The organism is Luteimonas sp. RIT-PG2_3, assembly GCF_054902115.1.
Genome location: NZ_JBUBPF010000003.1, coordinates 380639 through 402124, shown reverse-complemented (window position 1 = coordinate 402124; position 21486 = coordinate 380639). Strand labels below are relative to the sequence as shown.

Here is a 21486-nt window from a genome sequence, read left to right as displayed (position 1 = left end):
TCCATGAAAGCTCCCGTTCGAGTTGCAGTCACCGGCGCCGCCGGTCAGATCGGCTACGCGCTGTTGTTCCGCATCGCTTCCGGCGAAATGCTGGGCAAGGACCAGCCGGTGATCCTGCAGTTGCTGGAACTGCCGATCGACAAGGCCCAGGCCGCGCTCAAGGGCGTGATCATGGAGCTTGAAGACTGCGCGTTCCCGCTGCTGGCCGGCGTGGTCGGCACCGACGATCCGGAAGTCGCGTTCAAGGACGTCGACGTGGCCCTACTGGTCGGTGCGCGTCCGCGCGGCCCGGGCATGGAGCGCAAGGACCTGCTGCTGGAGAACGCGAAGATCTTCACCGCACAGGGTGCAGCGCTGAACAAGGTCGCCTCGCGCGACGTCAAGGTGCTGGTGGTCGGCAACCCGGCCAACACCAACGCCTACATCGCGATGAAGTCGGCACCGGACCTGAAGGCCAGGAATTTCACCGCGATGCTGCGCCTCGACCACAACCGCGCGCTGAGCCAGCTCGCTGGCAAGGCCGGCGTCGCCGTGGGCGACATCGACAGCCTGGTTGTCTGGGGCAACCACAGCCCGACCATGTACCCCGACTACCGCTTCGCGACCGTCGCCGGCGCTTCGTTGAAGGACAAGATCAACGACGCCGACTGGAACGCCAACACCTTCATCCCGCAGGTCGGCAAGCGCGGCGCCGCGATCATCGAAGCACGCGGCCTGTCGTCGGCCGCTTCGGCCGCCAACGCCGCGATCGACCACGTGCGCGACTGGGTGCTGGGCAGCAACGGCAAGTGGGTGACGATGGGCGTGCCGTCCGACGGCAGCTACGGCATCCCCGAGGGCCTGATCTTCGGTTTCGCGGTGACCACCGAGAACGGCGAGTACACGCTGGTCAAGGACCTGCCGGTCGACGACTTCAGCCAGCAGGCGATCAACAAGACGCTGGCCGAGCTCGAGGAAGAGCGCAGCGGCGTCGCCCACCTGCTGGGCTGAACACCGGCGCCCTTCGACGAGGGTATCCGCTGTTGATGTGACCAAAAGCCAGCCGGACACGGCTGGCTTTTCTTTTGCGCGCGTTGCAGCATCACCACCTGGCACAGGCCCGGAGCGCCGCATGTCCACGCTGTGTCGGGCACGCATTTGGTGCGTACTTCCGCGCCTGCTCCGCTAGGCTCATGGCATCTTTTCTACCTGGATGCCCGCCATGCCGGTCGTGCCTGCTGCTGTTCCCGCGTTCCTCGATCTGCGGCGCTATGCGGCGTTGACGCCGGTGCGTGATGGCGTGTCCGCAGCCGAGGCCTGGTCTGCGGGCAGGGACTGGCTGGCGTTGCCGGAAGGCCCTGTGACGCTGGGGCGGCTGATCCTGCCCGCAGGCTCGGGTGACTCGCCTGCGCAGTCGCATGACGAATTCCTGATCGTGCTCGAAGGCGAGGTTGTGCTGGTTGCCGATGGGCAGTCGACCACGCTGGCAACCGACGCAAGCCTGGTCGTGCCGGCCGGTGTTGCCCTGCAGTGGCGGTGCGCGAAGGCGGCGACGATCATCTTCATGCGCTGCAGTGCGACCGCAGGGGCTGCGCAAGGGCTGGTGCCGATCGACGAGTCGGCCGCGCTGCAGCCTTCGGGAGCGCCGCTGGCGGAACTGCTGACGACGCCGACCCCGCAATGCCGCAGTTTCACCGACTACCGCTCGCTGGACGGCGAGTTCATGTGCGGGACCTGGGACTCGACGCCGTACACGCGCACGGCCATGCGTTACCGGCATTACGAACTGATGCACCTGCTGGAAGGCGAGGTCGGCTTCGTGGATGGTCCGGGGAACGAGGGCGTGTTCGGCAAGGGGGATGTCTTCCTGGTATGCCGCGATGCCGAATGCAGCTGGGACAGCCAGGTGCACGTCAAGAAGGTCTTCGCGATCCACAGGCCGGCCTGACGCACGGACGGGCTCGCCGGCTCGCCGCGCTTCTGCTTCGGCGCGCCTCCGGCGCGTCCCTCGCGCGTTTCGAGCGTGCGGCTGGCGTTGATACCGGGGGACAGGGCCGGCGAGGCTCGACTCCGGCGCGGCACGCCGATGCAGCGCTGAACCGGGATGCGTGCATTTGCGCCGGGAAAAAACGTTTGCAGCGACCTGATGCAGGTGGCCTGAGACATGGCATTCGACCAAGGTCTCACGGTCCGGCACGCCCGCCTCGGCTAGATTCGGTGGCAGCTGCCGCCAACCTGGATCGCTGTCATGGACTACACCGACTTCCATCGCCGCTCGATCGAAGCGCCCGAAGCGTTCTGGGCCGAGCATGCGCGTGCCATCCATTGGCACACGCCGCCGCAGACGATCCTCGAATACGACAACCCGCCATTCCGGCGCTGGTTCGTGGGTGGTGAAACCAACCTGTGCTACAACGCCGTCGACCGGCACCTCGATGCACGTGGTGAGCAGTTGGCACTGGTGGCGATCTCGACGGAAACCGGACAGACGCACGAGATCAGCTATCGACAGTTGCATCGCGAGGTCAATGACTTCGCCGCCGTACTGCAGGCGCTGGATGTGCAGCGTGGCGACCGCGTCGTCATCTACATGCCCAACATGGCCGAGGCGGTGTTCGCGATGCTGGCCTGTGCACGCATCGGCGCCGTTCACTCGGTGGTGTTCGGCGGATTTGCCGCGCACAACCTCGCGCTGCGCATCGACGACGCCAAGCCGAAGCTGCTCATTGCCGCCGATGCCGGCAGCCGTGGCGGCAAGGTCATTCCCTACAAGCCGCTGGTCGATGCCGCCTGCGCCGAAGCGTCGTCACCACCGCCGCATGTGCTGATCGTCGGGCGCGGACTCGATCCAGGCTACGCACGCGTCGAAGGACGCGATGTCGACTACGCGACGATCCGTGACCGCCATGCCGGTGCCGACGTGCCGGTGCAATGGCTGGAGAGCAACGAGCCCAGCTATCTGCTGTACACCTCCGGCACCACGGGCAAGCCCAAGGGCGTGCAGCGCGACGTTGGCGGTTACGCGGTGGCGATGGCCCTGTCGATGTGGGCGATCTACGACATCCGTCCCGGGCAGGTGATGTTCACGACGTCCGATGTGGGCTGGGCGGTCGGCCATTCCTACAACGTCTACGGCCCGCTGATCGCGGGGGCCACCGCGATCCTCTACGAAGGCCTGCCGACGGCCCCCGATGCCGGCATCTGGTGGAGGATCTGCGCCGACTACGGCGTGCGCACGATGTTCTCGTCGCCGACCGCGGTGCGCGTGCTGAAGAAGCAGGATGCGTCGTTCCTGACGCAATACGACCTGTCGAAACTGCAGTACCTGTTCCTTGCCGGCGAGCCGCTCGACGAGCCCACCGCGCAATGGATCAATCAAGGCCTGGGCAAGACCGTCATCGACAACTACTGGCAGACCGAGACCGGCTGGCCTGTGCTGGCGCTGATGCCGGGCGTGGAGATGAAGCCGGTGAAGTTCGGCTCGCCGGGGTTGCCGACGCCCGGCTACAACCTGCGTGTCATCGACGAGACGACCGGCGCCGAGGCAGCACCCAATACCAAGGGGGTGCTGGTGATCCAGCCGCCGCTGCCGCCGGGCTGCATGACCACGGTGTGGAACGACGATGCACGCTTCCTGTCGAGTTACTTCTCCCATTTCAACGAACTGCTGTACAGCTCGCTGGACTGGGCGATCCGCGATGACGACGGTTACACCTTCATCCTCGGCCGCACCGACGATGTCATCAACGTCGCGGGCCACCGCCTCGGCACGCGAGAGATCGAGGAGTCGATCTCCAGCCATCCCGATGTCGCCGAGGCGGCGGTCGTCGGCGTGCACGATGAACTGAAGGGGCAGGTGCCGGTGGTCTTCGCGACGCTGAGGCGGGCAGGCGATGCGGCCGCGGCCGGCGAGTCCGTACGGCAGATGCTGCAGACCGTCGCCGACCAGCTTGGCGCGGTCGCGCGGCCGTCACGGGTCTACGTGGTGAATGCGTTGCCGAAGACGCGTTCTGGCAAGCTGCTGCGGCGTTCGTTGCAGGCGCTGGCCGAGCATCGCGATCCGGGCGACCTGTCGACGCTGGACGATCCCAACGCGCTGGAAGAAGTGCGGCGTGCGCTGGATCGGGGCTCGGACGCCGGCAGCTGATCGCGCGCTGTCGCGCGCAGGTGGCCGTCAGGGCGTGGACGCCGGTGCCGGGCTGGGGTGTTGCGGGTCGACATCGCCGGCCAGCGTCCAGACGATGTCCTTGCCGGCCGGGTCGCGGCTGAGGTGGAAATAGGCGCGTGCACCGTTGCCGATCTTCGCGGCATGCGCTCCCTTGGCGGCCGGCTGGATCGGTACGATGAACAATCCCGTGGCATCGATGACGCGACGCGCCTCGGTGCCGGCCAGGTCGCCGATATCGGCGATGGTGCCACCGCGCTCGGCCAGCGGATGGCGGAAATTGACCAGCAGGTCGGTGCGGCCCTGGTCCAGGCCCGGAACCGCCAGCACGCCGCCATGGATCAGCAGGTCGGGCCAGGTGCGACCGTTTTCAGGAAGTTCGCTGTAGGGCAGTGGCGAGGTGCCCGCATGGCTGCCGCTCGCGATCGACTCCAGCCCCGCGACCAGCGCGATGAAGTTCAGGCGGCGCAACGCCTGCTTTTCTGGATCGCCCTCGATGCCGCCCGATTCGATCAGGATCGTGCTGGTGCCCCATTGCGTCATCAGGTCGCCGAACGCGCGCGGGTTGAAGGTGTCGTCCCAGCGTGCGATGCGTCCCGGGATGCGCGGCTCCAGCGCGATCCGGATGACCGCGGCGACTTCGATCGCGCGCTTGCGCACGTCGTTGATGCCGCGGCTCTCGTCGGACGGTGGTGCCAGCAACGCGATCGCGGTGCCGATGTCGGACGTGCCGACACGATAGCCGACGCGCTGGTCATGCAGGTTGAATCCGAATGCGGGCTGCAGGCGGTCGCGCAGGGCCTTCAATGTGCGCGCCTCGGGCGAGGCCAGCAGGCGTGCATCGCGGTTGATGTCGATGCCCTGAGCATTTCGCCGCTGGAAACGGGCGGCGCCATCGGGATTCATCACCGGCAGCACGTGCAGGTTGGTCCGCGTCTTGAGCTGCTGGACCAGCGGGTGTTCGGGATGCTCGCCGAGGAAGCGGAACAGGTCGACCAGCGTCATCGACGCGGTGCTTTCGTCGCCGTGCATCTGCGACCACAGCAGTACGGTGATGGGTCCCTGTCCCCAGGCAATATGGCGCAGCGGACGCCCTTCGGCGCTGCTGCCGACGGTTTCGGTCGAGAACCCGCGCGCGGGCGACAGCAAGGGCGTCGCGACCTCCCACCATTGTTCGGGCTGGAAGGTGCGCGCTTCCAGTCCCGGCACGCGTAGTTCGCTGTCGTAGAGTGCTTCGACCTGCAGCAGCCATGCAGGCGCTTCCGGCAGCGGCGCGCTCGCGGCAGGCGCGACAGGCGCGTCATTGCGTGCCGGTGTATCGCGCGAACAGGCAGCGTGGGTCATGACGGTGGCCAGCAGTAGGAGAAGGAGCGGCAGGCAGGAGGGCGGCTTGCGGGGCGGGCGCATCGGAGTGTGGCGGTCGCGAAAGAAGAGGGCGCCCAAGGGCAGCAGGCAGGGTCGTGCGCGTGCAAATGAATGTCAACCCGCGTCCCGGTAACCCTGGCGACTGAGACGGCGTGCCTGCAATCAGGTCTTTGCCGGCACCTGCTCGGGCTGGATGCCGGTGTAGCTGGCGCGTGGACGGATCAGTTTGCCGAGCGCCTGTTGCTCCAGCGCATGCGCCAGCCATCCTGCCAAGCGGCCCGCGGCGAACAGCACCAGGGCCGGCGAGGCGCTCAGTGCATGCGCATGGCAGATCGCCGCCAGCGTGAAGTCGACATTCGGATGCTGGCCGCTGGCGTCCTGCGCGCCATGCACCAGCGCATCGATGCGGCGCATCGTGGGATCGCCCGCGCGCTGTTCGCGCAGCATCCGCAACAGCTCCGCGGCACGCGGATCGCCATCGGGATACAACGCGTGGCCGAAGCCGGGAAGCTCGTCGCCGCGCTGCCAGCGCGACGCGATGAAGGCCGGGGCCGAGTCGGCCTTCATCGCATCGGCGATCAAGGCGTAGGCGCGTGCGGTGGCGCCGCCGTGGCGCGGGCCCGACAGGGCGGCCAGCCCGCTGCAGACGGTGGCATGCAGGTGCGCGCCGGTGGAGGCGACCACGCGCGCGGCGAAGGCCGAGACATTGAGCTCGTGATCCGCGCACAGCACCAGGGCGGCGCGTACCAGTTCGCTGAAGCCGGCGTCGCCGGGCCGCCAGGCGTCGCCCAGCAGGGCATGCACCGCGCTGGCGCCGGGCGGGCGGGCGACCAGCAACGCGGCGTTCTGGCGCAGCAGCGTAGCGGCAATCTCGCGTCGTACCGGCAGCGCCGAGTTGAAGGAGTGACGGATGTCGAGCGCCAGCAGCGGGATCGCCGCCATCGCCCGTTCCAGCGGCGGCAGGCCGGCGTCGGATGCGATCGCCTGCACGCGTGCCGGCCAGGCCGTGGCCGGACGCTGCGCGAATGGATCTTCGTCGCCGCAGTCCCACAGCAGGCGGGCGATGTCCTCGAGCGTCGCGCCCTCGCGCACCGCCGCGACTGCGGAGTGGCCGCGGTAGTACGGGCCGTCGGGCCGGATCAGCGAGATCCGCGTTTCCATGACCGGCAGGCCGCGATCCAGGCTCTGCGCGGCGCCACGGGCCGCCCCGCGCCCGGCATGCTTGCGCTGGACCAGGCGTTCGACGTCCTGGCGACGGTAGACGCGGCTGCGGTGGTCGGGCCCCGGGCGCGACTCCAACAGCCCGCGACTGACGTAGGCGTAGAGTGTGGCGGTGCTGATACCGAGGAGCCCGCAGGCCTCGCGCGCCGAGATCAGGTGTTCACTGGATGGATCGCTCATCTGGATATATTGATTTAAATGATCAAGATTGATCAATAGGTCGTTCGGTGCGAGATTGTGTCGCACCTCGCGGCGACGGTCCCGATGACCGCAGGCCGCGCCTTTCCGGGTCCGTCGCGCCACCTCGCTGCATTGGAGTCCCTCAGATGAGCCTTGCTTCCCCTGGCGCGCAATTCCGCGCCGCCCTCGCCGCCGAATCGCCGCTGCAGGTGATCGGGGCGATCAACGCCAACCACGCCCTGCTGGCCAAGCGCGCCGGCTTCCGCGCCATCTACCTGTCGGGCGGCGGCGTCGCCGCGGGCTCGCTCGGGCTGCCGGACCTGGGCATCAATACGCTGGAAGACGTGCTGATCGACGTGCGCCGGATCACCGACGTCTGCGACCTGCCGCTGCTGGTCGACATCGATACCGGCTTCGGCGCCAGCGCGTTCAACATCGAGCGCACGGTCAAGTCGCTGATCAAAGCCGGTGCCGCCGCGTGCCATATCGAGGACCAGGTCGGCGCCAAGCGCTGCGGCCATCGTCCCGGCAAGGAGATCGTGTCGCAGGGCGAGATGGCCGATCGCGTCAAGGCGGCTGCCGATGCCAGGACCGATCCGGACTTCTTCCTGATCGCGCGCACCGATGCGATCCAGGTCGATGGCGTCGATGCCGCCATCGCGCGGGCGATCGCCTGCGTCGAGGCGGGCGCGGACGGCATCTTTGCCGAGGCCGCCTACGACCTGGAGACCTATCGCCGCTTCGTCGACGCGGTCAAGGTCCCGGTGCTGGCCAACATCACCGAGTTCGGCAAGACGCCGCTGTTCACGCGCGATGAGCTGGCATCGGCCGGCGTCGCGATCCAGCTGTTCCCGCTGTCGGCGTTCCGCGCCGCCAACAAGGCCGCCGAGAACGTCTATACCGCGGTGCGCCGCGACGGCCACCAGCAATCGGTCGTCGACACGATGCAGACCCGCGAGGAGCTCTACGAGCGCATCGGCTACCACGCGTTCGAACAGCGCCTCGACGCCCTGTTCGCCGCGAAGAAATAAGCACCGTTCCGCCGGGAGGCCCGCAAGCCGGGCGTACCCGCATCCAGGCATTCACGGGAGACCCCAGATGAGCGACAACACCGCCAGCACTGCCCCCGGCTTCAAGCCGAAGAAATCCGTCGCGCTCAGCGGCACCGCCGCCGGCAACACCGCCCTGTGCACGGTCGGCCGCAGCGGCAACGACCTGCATTACCGCGGCTACGACATCCTCGACCTGGCACGCACCAGCGAATTCGAAGAAATCGCCTACCTGCTGGTGCACGGCAAGCTGCCGAGCGCGTCCGAACTGCGCGGCTACAAGGCCAAGCTGAAATCGTTGCGCGGCATCCCGGCCGCGGTCAAGGCCGCGCTGGAAGAACTGCCGCCGTCGGCGCATCCGATGGACGTGATGCGGACCGGCGTGTCGGTGCTGGGCTGCGTGTCGCCGGAGAAGGACGACCACAACCATCCGGGCGCGCGCGACATCGCCGACAAGCTGATGGCGTCGCTGGGTTCGATGCTGCTGTACTGGTACCACTGGAGCCACAACGGCCGCGCGATCGATGTCGAGACCGACGACGATTCCATCGGCGGGCACTTCCTGCACCTGCTGCACGGCTTCGAGCCGCGCGAGTCCTGGGTCAAGGCGATGCACACCAGCCTGATCCTGTACGCCGAGCACGAGTTCAATGCCTCGACGTTCGCATGCCGCGTCATCGCCGGCACCGGCAGCGACATGCACAGCGCGATCACCGGCGGCATTGGCGCCTTGCGCGGGCCGAAGCACGGCGGCGCCAACGAGGTCGCGTTCGAGGTCCAGAAGCGTTACGACACGCCGGACGAGGCCGAGGCCGACATCAAGGCGCGCGTGGAGCGCAAGGAAGTCATCATCGGCTTCGGCCATCCGGTCTATACCGTCAGCGATCCGCGCAACGAGGTCATCAAGGAAGTCTCGCGCGAGCTCTCCGACGAGGCCGGCAGCCGCAAGATGTACGACATCGCCGAGCGCCTGGAAGCGGTGATGTGGGACATCAAGAAGATGTTCCCCAACCTCGACTGGTTCAGCGCGGTCAGTTACCACATGATGGGTGTGCCGACGGCGATGTTCACGCCGCTGTTCGTCATCGCGCGGACCGCTGGCTGGAGTGCGCATATCATCGAGCAGCGCATCGACGGCAAGATCATCCGCCCGAGCGCGAACTACACCGGTCCCGAGGACCAGGTGTTCGTGCCGATCGCCGAGCGCTGAGCACCGACGCGTGTCCGTGGGGCATCGGGCGTGCGGGGCCGGCGATCCTGGCTCCGCATGCTGATCCCCGCGTTCCCGGTTCCGCGCTCCCGCTGCACCCCGCCGTTCGCGATCCGATCTTCGACCCCCGATCCACGCCTGCAGACCCCAGCCAGCCATGAACAGCCAGCACCGCAAACCCCTTCCCGGCAGCCAGCTCGACTGGTTCGATGCGCGCGCCGCCGTCGACGCGATCAAGCCCGGCGCCTATGCGACCCTGCCGTACACCTCGCGCGTGTTTGCCGAGAACCTGGTGCGCCGTTGCGATCCCGCGCTGCTGCCGGATGCGTTGACGCAGTTGATCGAGCGCCGCCGTGACCTGGATTTCCCGTGGTTTCCGGCGCGCGTGGTCTGCCACGACATCCTCGGGCAGACCGCGCTGGTCGACCTTGCCGGCCTGCGCGACGCGATCGCCGACCAGGGTGGGGATCCGGCCAAGGTCAATCCGGTCGTGCCGGTGCAGTTGATCGTCGACCACTCGCTGGCGGTCGAATGCGGTGGTTTCGATCCTGACGCCTTCAGCAAGAACCGCGCGATCGAGGATCGCCGCAACGCCGACCGTTTCCATTTCATCGACTGGACGAAGCAGGCGTTCCGCAACGTCGACGTGATCCCGCCGGGCAACGGCATCATGCACCAGATCAACCTGGAGAAGATGTCGCCGGTGATCTATGTCCAGCAAGCCGACGACGGCCGCGGCGTCGCGTTCCCCGATACCTGCGTCGGTACCGACAGCCACACACCCCACGTCGATGCGCTCGGCGTCATCGCGATCGGCGTGGGCGGGCTCGAAGCGGAGAATGTCATGCTCGGTCGCGCGTCGTGGATGCGCCTGCCCGACATCATCGGCGTCGAGCTGACCGGACGTCCCGCGCCCGGCATCACCGCCACCGACGTCGTGCTGGCATTGACCGAGTTCCTGCGTGCGCAGAAGGTGGTCGGCGCGTTCATCGAGTTCTACGGCGAAGGCGCCAATGCGCTGACGATCGGCGACCGCGCGACGATCTCGAACATGACGCCGGAGTTCGGCGCGACCGCGGCGATGTTCTACATCGACGGGCAGACCATCGATTACCTGCGCCTGACCGGACGCGAGGACGCGCAGATCCAGCTTGTCGAAATCTACGCCAGGACCGCCGGCCTGTGGGCCGACGACCTGGTCACGGCCGAATACGAGCGCGTGCTGACGTTCGACCTGTCGAGCGTCGTGCGCAACATGGCCGGCCCGTCCAACCCGCATCGTCGCCTGCCGACCTCGGCGTTGGCCGAGCGCGGCATCGCGGTCGGGCTGGCCGCGGCCCAGGCCGAGGAAGCGCAGGGCCTGATGCCCGATGGCGCGGTCATCATTGCCGCAATCACCAGTTGCACCAACACCAGCAATCCGCGCAACGTCATCGCCGCCGGCCTGCTGGCACGCAATGCCAACCGCGCCGGCCTGACCCGCAAGCCGTGGGTGAAGTCTTCGCTGGCGCCGGGATCGAAGGCCGTGCAGTTGTATCTCGAAGAGGCCCGGCTGTTGCCTGAGCTCGAACAGCTCGGCTTCGGCATCGTGGCCTTCGCCTGCACCACCTGCAATGGCATGAGCGGCGCGCTGGACCCGGCGATCGAGAAGGAAGTCATCGAGCGCGATCTCTATGCGACCGCGGTGCTGTCGGGCAACCGCAATTTCGACGGGCGGATCCATCCCTATGCCAAGCAGGCGTTCCTGGCGTCGCCGCCGCTGGTGGTCGCGTATGCGATCGCCGGCACGGTCCGCTTTGACATCGAGAAGGATGTGCTCGGCCTCGACCACGACGGCAGGCCGGTCACGCTGAAGGACCTGTGGCCCAGCGACGAAGAGATCGACGCGGTGGTCAAGGCCAGCGTCAAGCCCGAGCAGTTCCGCGCCGTCTATGGCCCGATGTTCAAGCTGGTCGTCGACAACGGCGAGCGCGTCGATCCACTGTACGACTGGCGCCCGCAGAGCACCTACATCCGCCGCCCGCCCTACTGGGAAGGCGCGCTCGCCGGCGAGCGCACGCTGACCGGCATGCGGCCGCTGGCAGTGCTTGGCGACAACATCACCACCGACCACCTGTCGCCGTCGAACGCGATCATGGCCAACAGCGCGGCCGGCGAGTACCTGGCGAAGATGGGCGTGCCGGAAGAGGACTTCAATTCGTACGCGACCCATCGCGGCGACCACCTGACCGCGCAGCGCGCCACGTTCGCGAACCCGAAGCTGGTCAACGAGATGGCCGTTGTCGATGGGCAGGTCAGGCAGGGATCGCTGGCGCGCATCGAACCCGAGGGGCGGGTGGTGCGCATGTGGGAAGCGATCGAGGCCTACATGGACCGCAAGCAGCCGCTGATCATCGTTGCCGGCGCCGACTACGGACAGGGCAGCTCGCGCGACTGGGCCGCCAAGGGCGTGCGCCTGGCCGGCGTGGAAGCGATCGTCGCCGAGGGCTTCGAGCGGATCCATCGCACCAACCTGATCGGCATGGGCGTGCTGCCGCTGGAGTTCCAGCCCGGCACGACCCGCCTGACGCTGGGCCTGGACGGCACCGAGACCTACGACGTCGTCGGCGCACGCACCCCGCGTGCCGACCTGACGCTGCGGATCCACCGGACCGACGGCACCCAGCTCGCCGTGCCGGTCATCTGTCGCCTGGATACCGAGGAGGAGGTGTCGATCTACGAGGCCGGTGGCGTGCTGCAGCGGTTCGCGCAGGACTTCCTGGCGTCGAAAGTCGCCTGACCCGTTCGTCGTAGAACGGTAAGCCCATCCACAGGAGACCGATCATGACCCGCGATTCCAGCCCCGACACCGGCACCGTCCGCCTGCACCGCGTGCTGCGCGCACCACCCGAGCGCGTGTACCGTGCCTTCCTCGATCCCGATGCGATGGTCAAATGGCTGCCGCCGCACGGCTTCATCGGCAAGGTCCATGAGATGGACGCGCGGGTCGGCGGCGGCTACCGCATGTCGTTCACCAATTTCAGCACCGGCTCCAGTCATGCATTCGGCGGCCACTATGTCGAACTCGTGCCCAACGAGCGGCTGCGCTACACCGACCGCTTCGAGGACCCGGGCCTGCCCGGCACGATCCAAGTCACGGTGACACTGACCAGCAGCATCGGTGGCACCGACCTGCAGGTCCTGCAGGAAGGCATTCCAGCGGCGATTCCGGTCGACTTCTGTTACCTCGGGTGGCAGGAATCGCTGGAACTGCTGGCGAAGCTGGTCGAGCCCGAGATTCCGGATGGGGCCTGATCTGGGCATGCGCCGCGCCGGGTTGCCGGTATCGTCTTCCGGAGGAAGTCCTTCGGGTGACGTCCTGTCCGATGTGTGGTGGCAGCGTGGAAGCGGTGGGCCCCGCCTGCTGTTTCTGGCGCGGCTGCGTGCGCGCTGTACTGATGCGATCTCGGAACAGCTGGAAGCGCATGGCGTGCTGGACGTGCTGGGCGCCGAGGTCTTTCCCTTCGACCTCCTGCACCAGAGCTTTTCGGATCGCTACAAGGACACGCCGGAGATACGTCGACGCCTGCTGCTGGCCGGAGCTCGCGTGCAGGCGCAGGCATTCACGCTGTCGCTGGATCGCCTGCAATGCGAGACGAACGGGCGCGGAAGCGCGAACGTCGATGTGCGGGTGCACGGAGGGTCCGGAAAGGTCGATGCGCTGGTCGACGCGATCAACGCCGCGATTGCCGAGGAAGGCCTGCCCATGGGCGGGCGACACAGTGCGCATGTCACCGTGAGCTATGGTTTTCATGGCGTGATGCCAAGGTCCCGGAAGATTCCGGAGATCGATGTCGTCATCGATGCCTTCGAACTGGTGGTGGGTGGCGGCAAGCCGTACCGCTATACGACCCTGGGGCGTTGGGAGCTGGGTCCCGAGCCGCCGCGGCGGGTCCAGGCCTCCCTGTTTTGACTCCTTCCAAGCATCAGGACGACACATGAAGCCACTGCCCCAACTCCGCATCCCCGCCACCTACATGCGTGGCGGCACATCGAAGGGCGTGTTCTTCCGCCTGCAGGACCTGCCGGCGGCGGCGCAAGTCCCCGGCGCGGCGCGGGATGCGTTGCTGATGCGCGTCATCGGTTCGCCCGATCCATACGCCAAGCACACCGACGGCATGGGCGGCGCGACCTCGAGCACCAGCAAATGCGTGATCATCGGGCCGGCCACGCAGCCCGGCCATGATGTCGACTATCTGTATGGACAGGTCTCGATCGATACCGCCTTCGTCGACTGGAGCGGCAACTGCGGCAATCTCAGCACCGCGGTCGGGCCGTTCGCGATCGCCAACGGTTTCATCGATCCGGCACGCCTTCCGCAGGACGGGACCTTCGCCGTGCGCGTCTGGCAGGCCAACATCGGCAAGACCATCATCGTGCACGTGCCGATCGCTGACGGGCAGGTGCAGGAGACCGGCGATTTCGAACTCGATGGCGTGACCTTCCCGGCCGCCGAGATCGTGCTGGAGTTCGTCGATCCAGCGGATGAAGGCGACGGCGATGGCGGAGGTGCCCTTGCCCGGAACAGCATGTTCCCGACCGGGCACCTGGTCGATGATCTGGACGTGCCTGGCGTCGGCATCCTGCGCGCCACGTTGATCAATGCCGGTATCCCGACGATCTTCATCGATGCGGCGGCGATCGGATACAGCGGCAGCGAACTGCAGGACGCGATCAACGGCGACGCGAAGGCGCTGGCGATGTTCGAGACCATCCGCGCGCACGGCGCAGTGCGCATGGGCCTGATCGCCGACGTGTCGGAGGCGCCCAGGCGCCAGCACACGCCCAAGGTCGCCTTCGTGGCACCTGCGGCCGATTACGTGGCATCGAGCGGAAAAGCCGTGGCGGCGGGCGATATCGACCTGCGCGTGCGCGCGTTGTCGATGGGCAAGCTGCATCACGCCATGATGGGGACGGCCGCGGTCGCGATCGGGACTGCAGCGGCGATCCCCGGCACGCTGGTGAACCTGGCGGCAGGTGGCGGTGCAAGGACGTCGGTGCGGTTCGGGCATCCGTCCGGCACCTTGCGTGTCGGCGCAGAAGCGAACGAAGTCGATGGCCAGTGGACGGTCACCAAGGCCATCATGAGCCGCAGCGCACGCGTGCTGATGGAAGGCGCGGTGCGGGTGCCCGCCGACGTCGCAAGCGTTGTCTGACGGGGTGCTGGTGCACGACGCGACGCTTCCATAGCAAGCACGCAAGACGAAGCGCTCAGGACGAGGTGCTCCAGAACTAAGCGCTTCAAGACGGAGCGCTTCAAGCCATCACGGCGACGGCGCTTGCGCGATCCGCCGCCGTGAATGCATGAACCCGATCGCAGGGCCTTAAGCGGACAGTCCTTCGGTCTGCATGGCTGCGCGCACGCCATCGTCGGCCAGCATGCGCGCGAAGAACGCATCCAGGTGCGGCAGTCCGGCCAGGTCGACGCCCATGGCCTTGGCCCAGCGCGTGACCACGAACAGATAGGGATCGGCGATCGAGCGGGCGCCGGTGATGTAGTCGCGGCCATCGAGCTGTGCGTTCACGCGCTCGAAATAACCGCGCAGTTTTTTCCTGGCGGCCTCCTTGGTCTGCTGCGCGGCCGCTTCATCGAGATATGAGGTGCTGCCGAACAGCGGATGGAACGAGGGATGCACGTCGGCGTTGAAGAACGACAGCCAGCGATTCACATCCGCGCGACCGCGGGCACTGCCATCGCCGCCCAGGCCGGATTCCGGAAAACGGTCGACCAGGTAATTGAGGATGGCCGCGTTCTGCGTCAGCACCCAGCCATCGTCTTCCAGCACCGGGACCGCGCCGGCCGGATTGAGCGCGAGGAAGGCCTCTGATTTGCGCTCTTCGCGCGCGACCACGCGAACCTCGAACGGCTGCCCGATCCAGTGCAGGGCGATATGGTCGGCCAGTGAGCAGGCGCCGGAGGAGGTGTGCAGTTTCATGGTGGGCATCCGGTTGAAGGAAGCCGCCATCATGGACCCGGGCGCGTGCAAACGCGATCAGGGCGCGTGCGCCGGTCTGTTGCATCGGTGGTGTCGCGGCTGCAGTGCAATACAGCTGCGTGCGTGCGTCTGGCGGCTTCAGCCACCGCGCGGGCGCAGGGACTGCACCCTCAGGAACGTATGGTCGCCGATCGTGGCCACCTGGCGCGCATTGCTCCAGCTCGGCGATGCGATCGCATGGGCCATGAAGTGGCTGGCGCCGGGGACGATTTCCTTGCGTTCGCCGATCGGCAGCTGCCAGTTGCGCTGCGATTCCAGCGAGACCGTGACCGCGCGGACCCAGGCATCGGCGTTGCCCAGGCGCGTCTGCGGCGACACGATGGTCGGTGCGAACTGTTTGCGCGCGGTGACGACATCGCACATCGAGTCGCCCCACAGGCCACTCTCTTCACGACGCAGCGCGACCTCGGCAACGGCCTGCTGGCCGCGCTCGGACTGATCGCGTGCCTCCAGGTACACCGTGGTGCTCAGACACAGGGAATCGGCGGCTTGTGGCGGCAGCACAGAGGCCAGCCACATGATCCAGGCCAATTTCATCGATGGACTCCTTGCTGCGTTGCGCCGTTCCGTTGCGGGGGATGCGGAGGCATCCAGCGTGCGGAACGACATGGCGTATTGGGGAGGGCGGCGACGTGCTATGTCGCATGACCAGCCTTGCGGCTGCTGTTGATCGCCCGGGCGCCAATGTCTGCAGGATTGCGGACCGGGCCGGATCCCACCGAACGACCCAGCGGGAAAGTGCGCGCAAGGTAACGGTCTCTTACAAAACCTTTCCTGAATACGAAAGCGGCGCATTTAACATCTTGAAGACCTCGATGTGCTGCCGCCATGCGCGTCTGCAGGCCTCCATGGCGGAGCAGGTACGCCGCGCATTCATGTCGTGCATCGAAACGACAACGCGTGCTGCAGTGCGCGCGCTGTTGGCGTGGTGTCGTTTACAGCGACGCCGCGAGTCTCGCCGCCTGCGCGATCGCGCGCTTGGCATCGAGTTCGGCCGCGACATCGGCGCCGCCGATCAGGTGCGGTTGCTTTCCCGATGAGAGCAACGGCGCATGCAATGCGCGCAACGGTTCCTGCCCGGCGCAGACCACGACGTGATCGACCGGTAGGCATTGTTCCTGGCCATCGACGATGATGCGCATGCCGTTGTCGTCGACGCCGGCATAGTTGACGCCACCGAGCATCTGCACGCCCTTGTGCTTGAGCGTGCTGCGGTGGATCCAGCCGGTGGTCTTGCCCAGTCGCGCGCCGGGCTTGCCCGGGCTGCGTTGCAGCAGCCAGACCTGGCGCGCGGCAGGCTCGACCTGCGGCGTCGCCAATCCACCGGCGCGTTCGAAGCTGGGATCGACCCCCCATTCGCGCATCCATGCCGCTGGATCCAGACTCGGCGAGGGTCCTTGCTGCACGAGGAATTCTGCAACGTCGAAACCGATGCCGCCCGCGCCGATGATCGCCACGCGCTTGCCGACCGCCACACGCCCCTGCAGCACATCGAGATAGCTGACGACCTTGGCATGCGTGTGACCCGCGAAATCGACCGCGCGCGGGACCACGCCGGTGGCGAGCACGATCTCATCGTAGCCTTGCAGGCGGTCGGGCGTCACGGTGGTGCCGAGTTGGAGCACGACGCCGGTCTCGCCGATGCGGTGGCCGAAATAGCGCAAGGTTTCGTGGAACTCCTCCTTGCCGGGAATGCGCTTGGCCATGTTGAACTGGCCACCGATCTCGGCGGCGGCATCGAACAGGGTCACGTGATGGCCACGCCCGGCCGCGATCGTCGCGCAGGCCAGTCCCGCCGGTCCCGCGCCGACCACGGCAATGCGTTTCGGCGATGCCGTGGGTCGATAGTCGAGTTCGGTCTCCGCGCATGCGCGCGGATTGACCAGGCAGCTCGCGGTGCGGTTCTGGAACACATGGTCCAGGCAGGCCTGGTTGCAGGCGATGCAGGTGTTGATCGCTTGCGCGCGGTTGTCGCGCGCCTTGGCGACCCACTGCGGATCGGCCAGCAACGGGCGCGCCATCGACACCAGGTCGGCGCCGCCGGTCGCCAGCACGGCTTCGGCGACCTCGGGCATGTTGATGCGATTGGTCGCCACCAGCGGCAGGGCGACGTGCGGGCGCAGTTTCGCGGTAACGCCTGCGAACGCGGCGCGCGGCACCGAGGTCGCGATCGTCGGCACGCGTGCCTCATGCCAGCCGATGCCGGTGTTGAGGATCGTCGCGCCTGCGGCCTCGATCGCCTGGGCCTGTTGCACGATCTCGTTCCAGTCCGAGCCTTCCGGGACCAGTTCGAGCATCGACAGTCGATGGATGATGATGAAGTCGGGGCCGCAGGCCTCGCGGACGCGTCGCACGATCTCGGTCGCGAAGCGCATGCGCTGCGCCACGCTGCCGCCCCAGTGATCCTTGCGCCGGTTGGTGCGCGCGCTGAGGAACTGGTTGATCAGATAGCCTTCCGAGCCCATGACCTCGACACCGTCGTAGCCACCGTCGCGCGCCAGCCGTGCGGCACGCGCGTAGGCATCGATGGTGCTTTCCACGCCGCGTGCCGACAACGCGCGTGGCGTGAACGGATTGATCGGGGCCTTGATCCGCGAGGGTGCGACCGACAGCGGGTGATAGGCGTAACGGCCCGCGTGCAGCAGTTGCAGGCAGATCCGGGCATCGTGCGCGTGCACCGCGGCGGTGACCTGGCGATGCTTGCGCGCTTCCCAGGGCCAGCCGAGCTTGCCGCCGAACGGCTTCAGCCAGCCCTGCATGTTCGGCGCGAATCCGCCGGTGACGATCAGCCCGACACCGCCTTCGGCCCGCTCGGCGAAATAGGCCGCCAGCTTCGGGAAGTCGCGGCGATGATCCTCGAGACCGGTATGCATCGAGCCCATCAGGACGCGATTGCGCAGGGTCGTGAACCCCAGGTCCAACGGTGCGAGCAGGTGCGGGTAGGGGGTCGGTCCGGTGGCTGGCATGCTGGATACGCTGGCGTATGGAGATGCCAGCGTGCCGTCAAACCGGTTGCGAAGCAAGTCGCGGGGCGTGGTCGCGGATCAACGGTACCGGGGCCGGCGGATACAACCGTTCCGATGTGCTCGCGACGACGCGCGGTGGTTCGCTGCCGTGTCGCTTATGGGCTGGCGGGCCCGGCGGCTTGCGTGGCGGTCCCGGGGACCGTTGCCTCGGGCATCCGCAGGCGCGGCAGGGTGATGCCGCACAGCGGCCCGACCAGCGCGGCGAAGACCAGGGTGCCCCAGCCGACGTTGCCGCCCAGCCACCAGCCGATCAGCAGCACGCAGCCTTCGATCAGGCTGCGCACCAGCCAGATTGGCGCGCCGGTGCGGGCATGCAGGCCGGTCATCAGCCCGTCGCGAGGGCCGGCGCCGAAGCCCGCGCCGATGTAGAGGCCGGTTGCGATCGCCAGCAGCACCAGGCCGCTCAGGAACGTCGTCCATTGCAGCAGCAGGCCCTGAACCTCGGGGACCAGCCAGAGCCCGACCTGTGCGCTCGGCCCGATCAGCAGCACATTGAGCACCGTGCCGATGCCGAACATCTGGCCCAGCGGCCACCACGCCAGCAGCACCAGCGCGCCGACCAGCACGATCACCAGTCCGAACGACAATCCGGTCTGCAGCGAGACGCCCTGGTTCAGGACGTCCCACGGCGAAATACCCACGCTGGCGCGCACCATCAGGCTGATGCCGATGCCGTACAGGAACAGCCCGAGCAGCAGGCGGATCCAGCGTTGCGTGGAACGGAGGCGGAGCAGGGACGTCATGTCGGTTCTATGTTCGGCGCGATGAAGTTCCGCCGCAGCCGCCCATTGTGGACGGCCGCGGCGACGGTGCACAGCGTTTGATGCGAGGTGCGGTCCTGCGGTGCCGCCCGGAACCGGTTCAACGTCTTGCTGCGCTGCCATCTGGCGCGCGTGCGGTGCTCGGTTGCTCATGTACGGCGCGTACACTGCGCTTTCTGCGCTCCGCCACGCGCCACCTGGCTGCGCTCGCGACAGGCTTTGAACAGGTTCTCAGGGCTGACCGGTCACTGCCAGCCGGCCAGCGCGAGTTTGCCGATCGTGGTGCCCGATTCGAGTTGCCGATGCGCCTGGCGCAGGGTGTCCGCATTGATCGGCGACAGCGTGGACGTCAGCGTGCCGCGCAGGCGGCCGGCATCGATCAGTTGCGCGACCTGCTGCAGGATCTCGCCCTGGCGGTGCATGTCTCCGGTCTGGAAGCGCGGACGCGAGAACATCATCTCCCAATGGATGCCGATGCATTTGGCCTTGTAGGGATCGCCGATGCGCAACGCACCTGCCGGCTCGACGATCAGGCCGACATGGCCCTGCGGCGAAATCAGTTCGCCAAGTGCATCCCAGTAGCGATCGGTATCGGCCAGGTTGATCGCGGCATCGACCTGCGCAAAGCCTGCCGCCTGCAACTGCGGCGCCAGCGCTTCGCGATGGTTGACCACGTGGTCGGCGCCCATGCTCCGGCACCACGCGATGGTGTCTTCGCGCGAGGCGGTCGCGATCACGGTGAAGCCGGCCAATTTCGCCAGCTGGATCGCGATCGAGCCGACGCCGCCGGCGCCACCGATGACCAGCAGCGATCGGCCCTGGCCACCGCCGTCGAAGGCATACGGCATGCGCTCGAACAGCAGCTCCCAGGCGGTGATCGCGGTCAGCGGCAAGGCGGCCGCCTGCGCGAAATCCAGCGTGGCGGGCAAGTGGCCGACCAGGCGCGCATCCACGCATTGCAGCTGCGCGTTGCTGCCGGGGCGGGTCACGTCGCCGGCGTAATAGACGCGGTCGCCGGGCTTGAAGCCGACGACGGAGGCGCCGACGGCCTGGATGACGCCGGCCGCGTCATAGCCCAGCACCTTGGGCTGCGCCTCGACCTGCGGCTTCGGCGAACGCACCTTGGTGTCGACCGGATTCACCGAGACGGCCTCGACCCTCACCAGCAGGTCGTGCGCGCCGGGCACGGGGTCGGGCAGTTCGACGTCCTGCAGCGATTGCGGGTCGTCGATCGGAAGGTAGCGGGTCAGTGCAACGGCTTTCATCTGTGGTTGTCCTCGGGTCAGAGCCTGAGAAGAATTCCACATCCTGTGGAATTCTTCTGCCGCGAGTCCGGCACATGTCCGGACTCGTTCACGAGAATCATGCACTTGAGTGCTCGATTCGCGTCGGGCCATCCATGGCCCGACTGAGAGGCTGAAACGCTCAGCCTCTCAGACCAGGGGCGGATTGCGTTCGAATCCGCGCTGGTGCCAGTACGGATAGAGTGGGGTCACGGCGCTGGCATCGTCGAGCTGCTGGAGATGTTCGGCGCTGAGCTGCCAACCGATCGCGCCAAGATTCTGCTGCAGTTGTTCCTCGTTGCGCGCGCCGATGACCACGGTGGAGACGGTCGGGCGCTGCAGCAGCCAGTTCAATGCGATCTGCGCGATGTGCCTGCCGGTATCGGCCGCGACCGCGTCCAGCGCATCGATGACCTTGAACAGGCGTTCGTCTTCGACCGGGGGTCCGAACTCGGCGCTGTCGTGCAGGCGGCTGTTGTCGGGCAAGGCCTGGCCGCGGCGGATCCTGCCGGTCAGCCGGCCCCAGCCGAGCGGGCTCCAGACCACGGCGCCGACGCCCTGGTCCATGCCGAGCGGCATCAGTTCCTGCTCGTAGTCGCGACCGATCAACGAGTAGTAGGTCTGGTTGGCGACATAGCGCGACCAGCCGTAGCGCTCGGCGACCGCCAGCGATTTCATCAGGTGCCAGCCGGAGAAGTTGGACACGCCCAGGTAACGCAGCTTGCCGGCGCGCACCAGCTCGTCGAGCGTGGACAGCGTTTCCTCGACCGGCGTCTTCGCGTCGAAGCCATGCAACTGGAACAGGTCGATGTAGTCGGTGCCCAGCCGCTTCAGTGCGGCATCCACCGCATTGACCAGATGGAAGCGCGATGAGCCCACGCTGTTGGGGCCATCGTCGAAGCGGAACGTGGCCTTGGTCGAGATCAGCACCTTGTCGCGCCGGCCCTTGATTGCGGCGCCGAGGATCGACTCGGAGGCGCCCGACGAATAGACATCGGCGCTGTCGAATATGTTGAGGCCGGCATCCAGGCAGATGTCGACCAGGCGCCGGGCCTGGTCGACGTCGGTGTTGCCCCAGGCGCCGAACAGCTTACCCTGGCCGCCGAACGTGCCGGTGCCAAAGCTCAGTGCAGGGACCTTGAAGCCGGATCGTCCGAGGTGACGGTATTCCATGAGGGATCGTCCTGTAGGAGCGGGCATGCCCGCGAATGG

At 67.2% G+C, this 21486-nt stretch carries 17 protein-coding genes; 9 read left to right on the top strand and 8 right to left on the bottom strand.

Annotation, left to right across the window (positions count from 1 at the left end; genetic code table 11):
• Nucleotides 1–3 precede the first annotated feature (3 nt).
• From ACYX7E_RS06620 to prpE, 3 genes are all read left to right on the top strand, one after another.
• Complete coding sequence (locus tag ACYX7E_RS06620) at nucleotides 4–990, top strand: malate dehydrogenase (RefSeq protein ID WP_462079775.1); 987 nt, start codon at nucleotides 4–6, stop codon at nucleotides 988–990.
• Between the two features lie 211 nt (nucleotides 991–1201).
• Nucleotides 1202–1927: a cupin domain-containing protein gene (locus tag ACYX7E_RS06615; protein ID WP_462079774.1), complete on the top strand. Its 726-nt coding sequence runs from the start codon at nucleotides 1202–1204 to the stop codon at nucleotides 1925–1927.
• A gap of 300 nt (nucleotides 1928–2227) precedes the next feature.
• Nucleotides 2228–4126 (top strand): propionate--CoA ligase, encoded by a 1899-nt coding sequence (gene prpE / locus ACYX7E_RS06610; protein ID WP_462079773.1) that lies wholly within the window; start codon nucleotides 2228–2230, stop codon nucleotides 4124–4126.
• 27 nt (nucleotides 4127–4153) lie between these two features.
• On the opposite strand, the gene ACYX7E_RS06605 is transcribed toward prpE, so the two are convergent.
• Both ACYX7E_RS06605 and ACYX7E_RS06600 read right to left on the bottom strand, forming a co-directional pair.
• Nucleotides 4154–5488 carry a M14 family zinc carboxypeptidase gene (locus tag ACYX7E_RS06605; protein WP_462079772.1) on the bottom strand — a complete coding sequence of 445 codons (1335 nt, stop codon included), beginning with the start codon at nucleotides 5486–5488 and terminating at the stop codon, nucleotides 4154–4156.
• A gap of 183 nt (nucleotides 5489–5671) precedes the next feature.
• Entirely contained in the window at nucleotides 5672–6910 is a 1239-nt protein-coding gene (locus tag ACYX7E_RS06600; RefSeq protein ID WP_462079771.1) for a citrate/2-methylcitrate synthase, read from the bottom strand.
• A gap of 146 nt (nucleotides 6911–7056) precedes the next feature.
• On the opposite strand from ACYX7E_RS06600, the gene prpB reads away from it, so the two are divergent.
• The 6 genes from prpB to prpF all read left to right on the top strand — a co-directional run bounded on the left by prpB (nucleotide 7057) and on the right by prpF (nucleotide 14364).
• On the top strand, nucleotides 7057–7941 hold the full coding sequence (prpB, locus tag ACYX7E_RS06595) for a methylisocitrate lyase (RefSeq protein ID WP_462079770.1): 885 nt from the start codon (nucleotides 7057–7059) through the stop codon (nucleotides 7939–7941).
• A 67-nt stretch (nucleotides 7942–8008) separates the two neighbouring features.
• Nucleotides 8009–9169: a bifunctional 2-methylcitrate synthase/citrate synthase gene (gene prpC / locus ACYX7E_RS06590; protein ID WP_462079769.1), complete on the top strand. Its 1161-nt coding sequence runs from the start codon at nucleotides 8009–8011 to the stop codon at nucleotides 9167–9169.
• A 157-nt stretch (nucleotides 9170–9326) separates the two neighbouring features.
• Nucleotides 9327–11948, top strand: a complete 2622-nt coding sequence (acnD, locus tag ACYX7E_RS06585; protein WP_462079768.1) for a Fe/S-dependent 2-methylisocitrate dehydratase AcnD — start codon at nucleotides 9327–9329, stop codon at nucleotides 11946–11948.
• 44 nt (nucleotides 11949–11992) lie between these two features.
• A complete protein-coding gene (locus ACYX7E_RS06580) occupies nucleotides 11993–12463 on the top strand; it encodes an SRPBCC family protein (protein ID WP_462079767.1) in 471 nt (156 codons plus the stop codon).
• Nucleotides 12453–13121, top strand: a complete 669-nt coding sequence (locus tag ACYX7E_RS06575; RefSeq protein WP_462079766.1) for a hypothetical protein — start codon at nucleotides 12453–12455, stop codon at nucleotides 13119–13121. Before ACYX7E_RS06580 ends, ACYX7E_RS06575 begins: the two co-directional genes overlap by 11 nt.
• 25 nt (nucleotides 13122–13146) lie before the next feature.
• Entirely contained in the window at nucleotides 13147–14364 is a 1218-nt protein-coding gene (gene prpF, locus ACYX7E_RS06570) for a 2-methylaconitate cis-trans isomerase PrpF (protein ID WP_462079765.1), read from the top strand.
• Nucleotides 14365–14532: 168 nt separating this feature from the next.
• Here the strand turns inward: prpF and ACYX7E_RS06565 are convergent, their stop codons facing one another.
• The 6 genes from ACYX7E_RS06565 to ACYX7E_RS06540 all read right to left on the bottom strand — a co-directional run bounded on the left by ACYX7E_RS06565 (nucleotide 14533) and on the right by ACYX7E_RS06540 (nucleotide 21447).
• The gene (locus ACYX7E_RS06565; RefSeq protein WP_462079764.1) at nucleotides 14533–15144 is read right to left on the bottom strand and encodes a glutathione S-transferase family protein; all 612 of its coding nucleotides are present in this window, start codon (nucleotides 15142–15144) and stop codon (nucleotides 14533–14535) included.
• Between the two features lie 138 nt (nucleotides 15145–15282).
• Nucleotides 15283–15741, bottom strand: a complete 459-nt coding sequence (locus tag ACYX7E_RS06560; RefSeq protein WP_462079763.1) for a cell wall hydrolase — start codon at nucleotides 15739–15741, stop codon at nucleotides 15283–15285.
• 398 nt (nucleotides 15742–16139) lie between these two features.
• A complete protein-coding gene (locus ACYX7E_RS06555; RefSeq protein ID WP_462079762.1) occupies nucleotides 16140–18170 on the bottom strand; it encodes a 2,4-dienoyl-CoA reductase FMN-binding domain-containing protein in 2031 nt (676 codons plus the stop codon).
• A 155-nt stretch (nucleotides 18171–18325) separates the two neighbouring features.
• Nucleotides 18326–18973: a membrane protein YczE gene (gene yczE / locus ACYX7E_RS06550; protein WP_462079761.1), complete on the bottom strand. Its 648-nt coding sequence runs from the start codon at nucleotides 18971–18973 to the stop codon at nucleotides 18326–18328.
• Between the two features lie 263 nt (nucleotides 18974–19236).
• Entirely contained in the window at nucleotides 19237–20256 is a 1020-nt protein-coding gene (locus ACYX7E_RS06545; RefSeq protein ID WP_462079760.1) for a zinc-binding alcohol dehydrogenase family protein, read from the bottom strand.
• Nucleotides 20257–20424: 168 nt separating this feature from the next.
• On the bottom strand, nucleotides 20425–21447 hold the full coding sequence (locus ACYX7E_RS06540; RefSeq protein WP_462079759.1) for an aldo/keto reductase: 1023 nt from the start codon (nucleotides 21445–21447) through the stop codon (nucleotides 20425–20427).
• Nucleotides 21448–21486 lie beyond the last annotated feature (39 nt).

Excerpts from the sequence above, each read along its gene's own strand:
- prpC (WP_462079769.1), top strand. The coding sequence starts at position 8,009 with ATGAGCGACAACACCGCCAGCACTGCCCCCGGCTTCAAGCCGAAGAAA.
- ACYX7E_RS06545 (WP_462079760.1), bottom strand. The coding sequence starts at position 20,256 with ATGAAAGCCGTTGCACTGACCCGCTACCTTCCGATCGACGACCCGCAA.
- prpE (WP_462079773.1), top strand. The coding sequence starts at position 2,228 with ATGGACTACACCGACTTCCATCGCCGCTCGATCGAAGCGCCCGAAGCG.
- prpF (WP_462079765.1), top strand. The coding sequence starts at position 13,147 with ATGAAGCCACTGCCCCAACTCCGCATCCCCGCCACCTACATGCGTGGC.
- ACYX7E_RS06600 (WP_462079771.1), bottom strand. The coding sequence starts at position 6,910 with ATGAGCGATCCATCCAGTGAACACCTGATCTCGGCGCGCGAGGCCTGC.
- ACYX7E_RS06565 (WP_462079764.1), bottom strand. The coding sequence starts at position 15,144 with ATGAAACTGCACACCTCCTCCGGCGCCTGCTCACTGGCCGACCATATC.
- ACYX7E_RS06560 (WP_462079763.1), bottom strand. The coding sequence starts at position 15,741 with ATGAAATTGGCCTGGATCATGTGGCTGGCCTCTGTGCTGCCGCCACAA.
- ACYX7E_RS06575 (WP_462079766.1), top strand. The coding sequence starts at position 12,453 with ATGGGGCCTGATCTGGGCATGCGCCGCGCCGGGTTGCCGGTATCGTCT.
- ACYX7E_RS06540 (WP_462079759.1), bottom strand. The coding sequence starts at position 21,447 with ATGGAATACCGTCACCTCGGACGATCCGGCTTCAAGGTCCCTGCACTG.
- ACYX7E_RS06615 (WP_462079774.1), top strand. The coding sequence starts at position 1,202 with ATGCCGGTCGTGCCTGCTGCTGTTCCCGCGTTCCTCGATCTGCGGCGC.
- acnD (WP_462079768.1), top strand. The coding sequence starts at position 9,327 with ATGAACAGCCAGCACCGCAAACCCCTTCCCGGCAGCCAGCTCGACTGG.
- ACYX7E_RS06580 (WP_462079767.1), top strand. The coding sequence starts at position 11,993 with ATGACCCGCGATTCCAGCCCCGACACCGGCACCGTCCGCCTGCACCGC.
- prpB (WP_462079770.1), top strand. The coding sequence starts at position 7,057 with ATGAGCCTTGCTTCCCCTGGCGCGCAATTCCGCGCCGCCCTCGCCGCC.
- ACYX7E_RS06555 (WP_462079762.1), bottom strand. The coding sequence starts at position 18,170 with ATGCCAGCCACCGGACCGACCCCCTACCCGCACCTGCTCGCACCGTTG.
- ACYX7E_RS06605 (WP_462079772.1), bottom strand. The coding sequence starts at position 5,488 with ATGACCCACGCTGCCTGTTCGCGCGATACACCGGCACGCAATGACGCG.
- yczE (WP_462079761.1), bottom strand. The coding sequence starts at position 18,973 with ATGACGTCCCTGCTCCGCCTCCGTTCCACGCAACGCTGGATCCGCCTG.
- ACYX7E_RS06620 (WP_462079775.1), top strand. The coding sequence starts at position 4 with ATGAAAGCTCCCGTTCGAGTTGCAGTCACCGGCGCCGCCGGTCAGATC.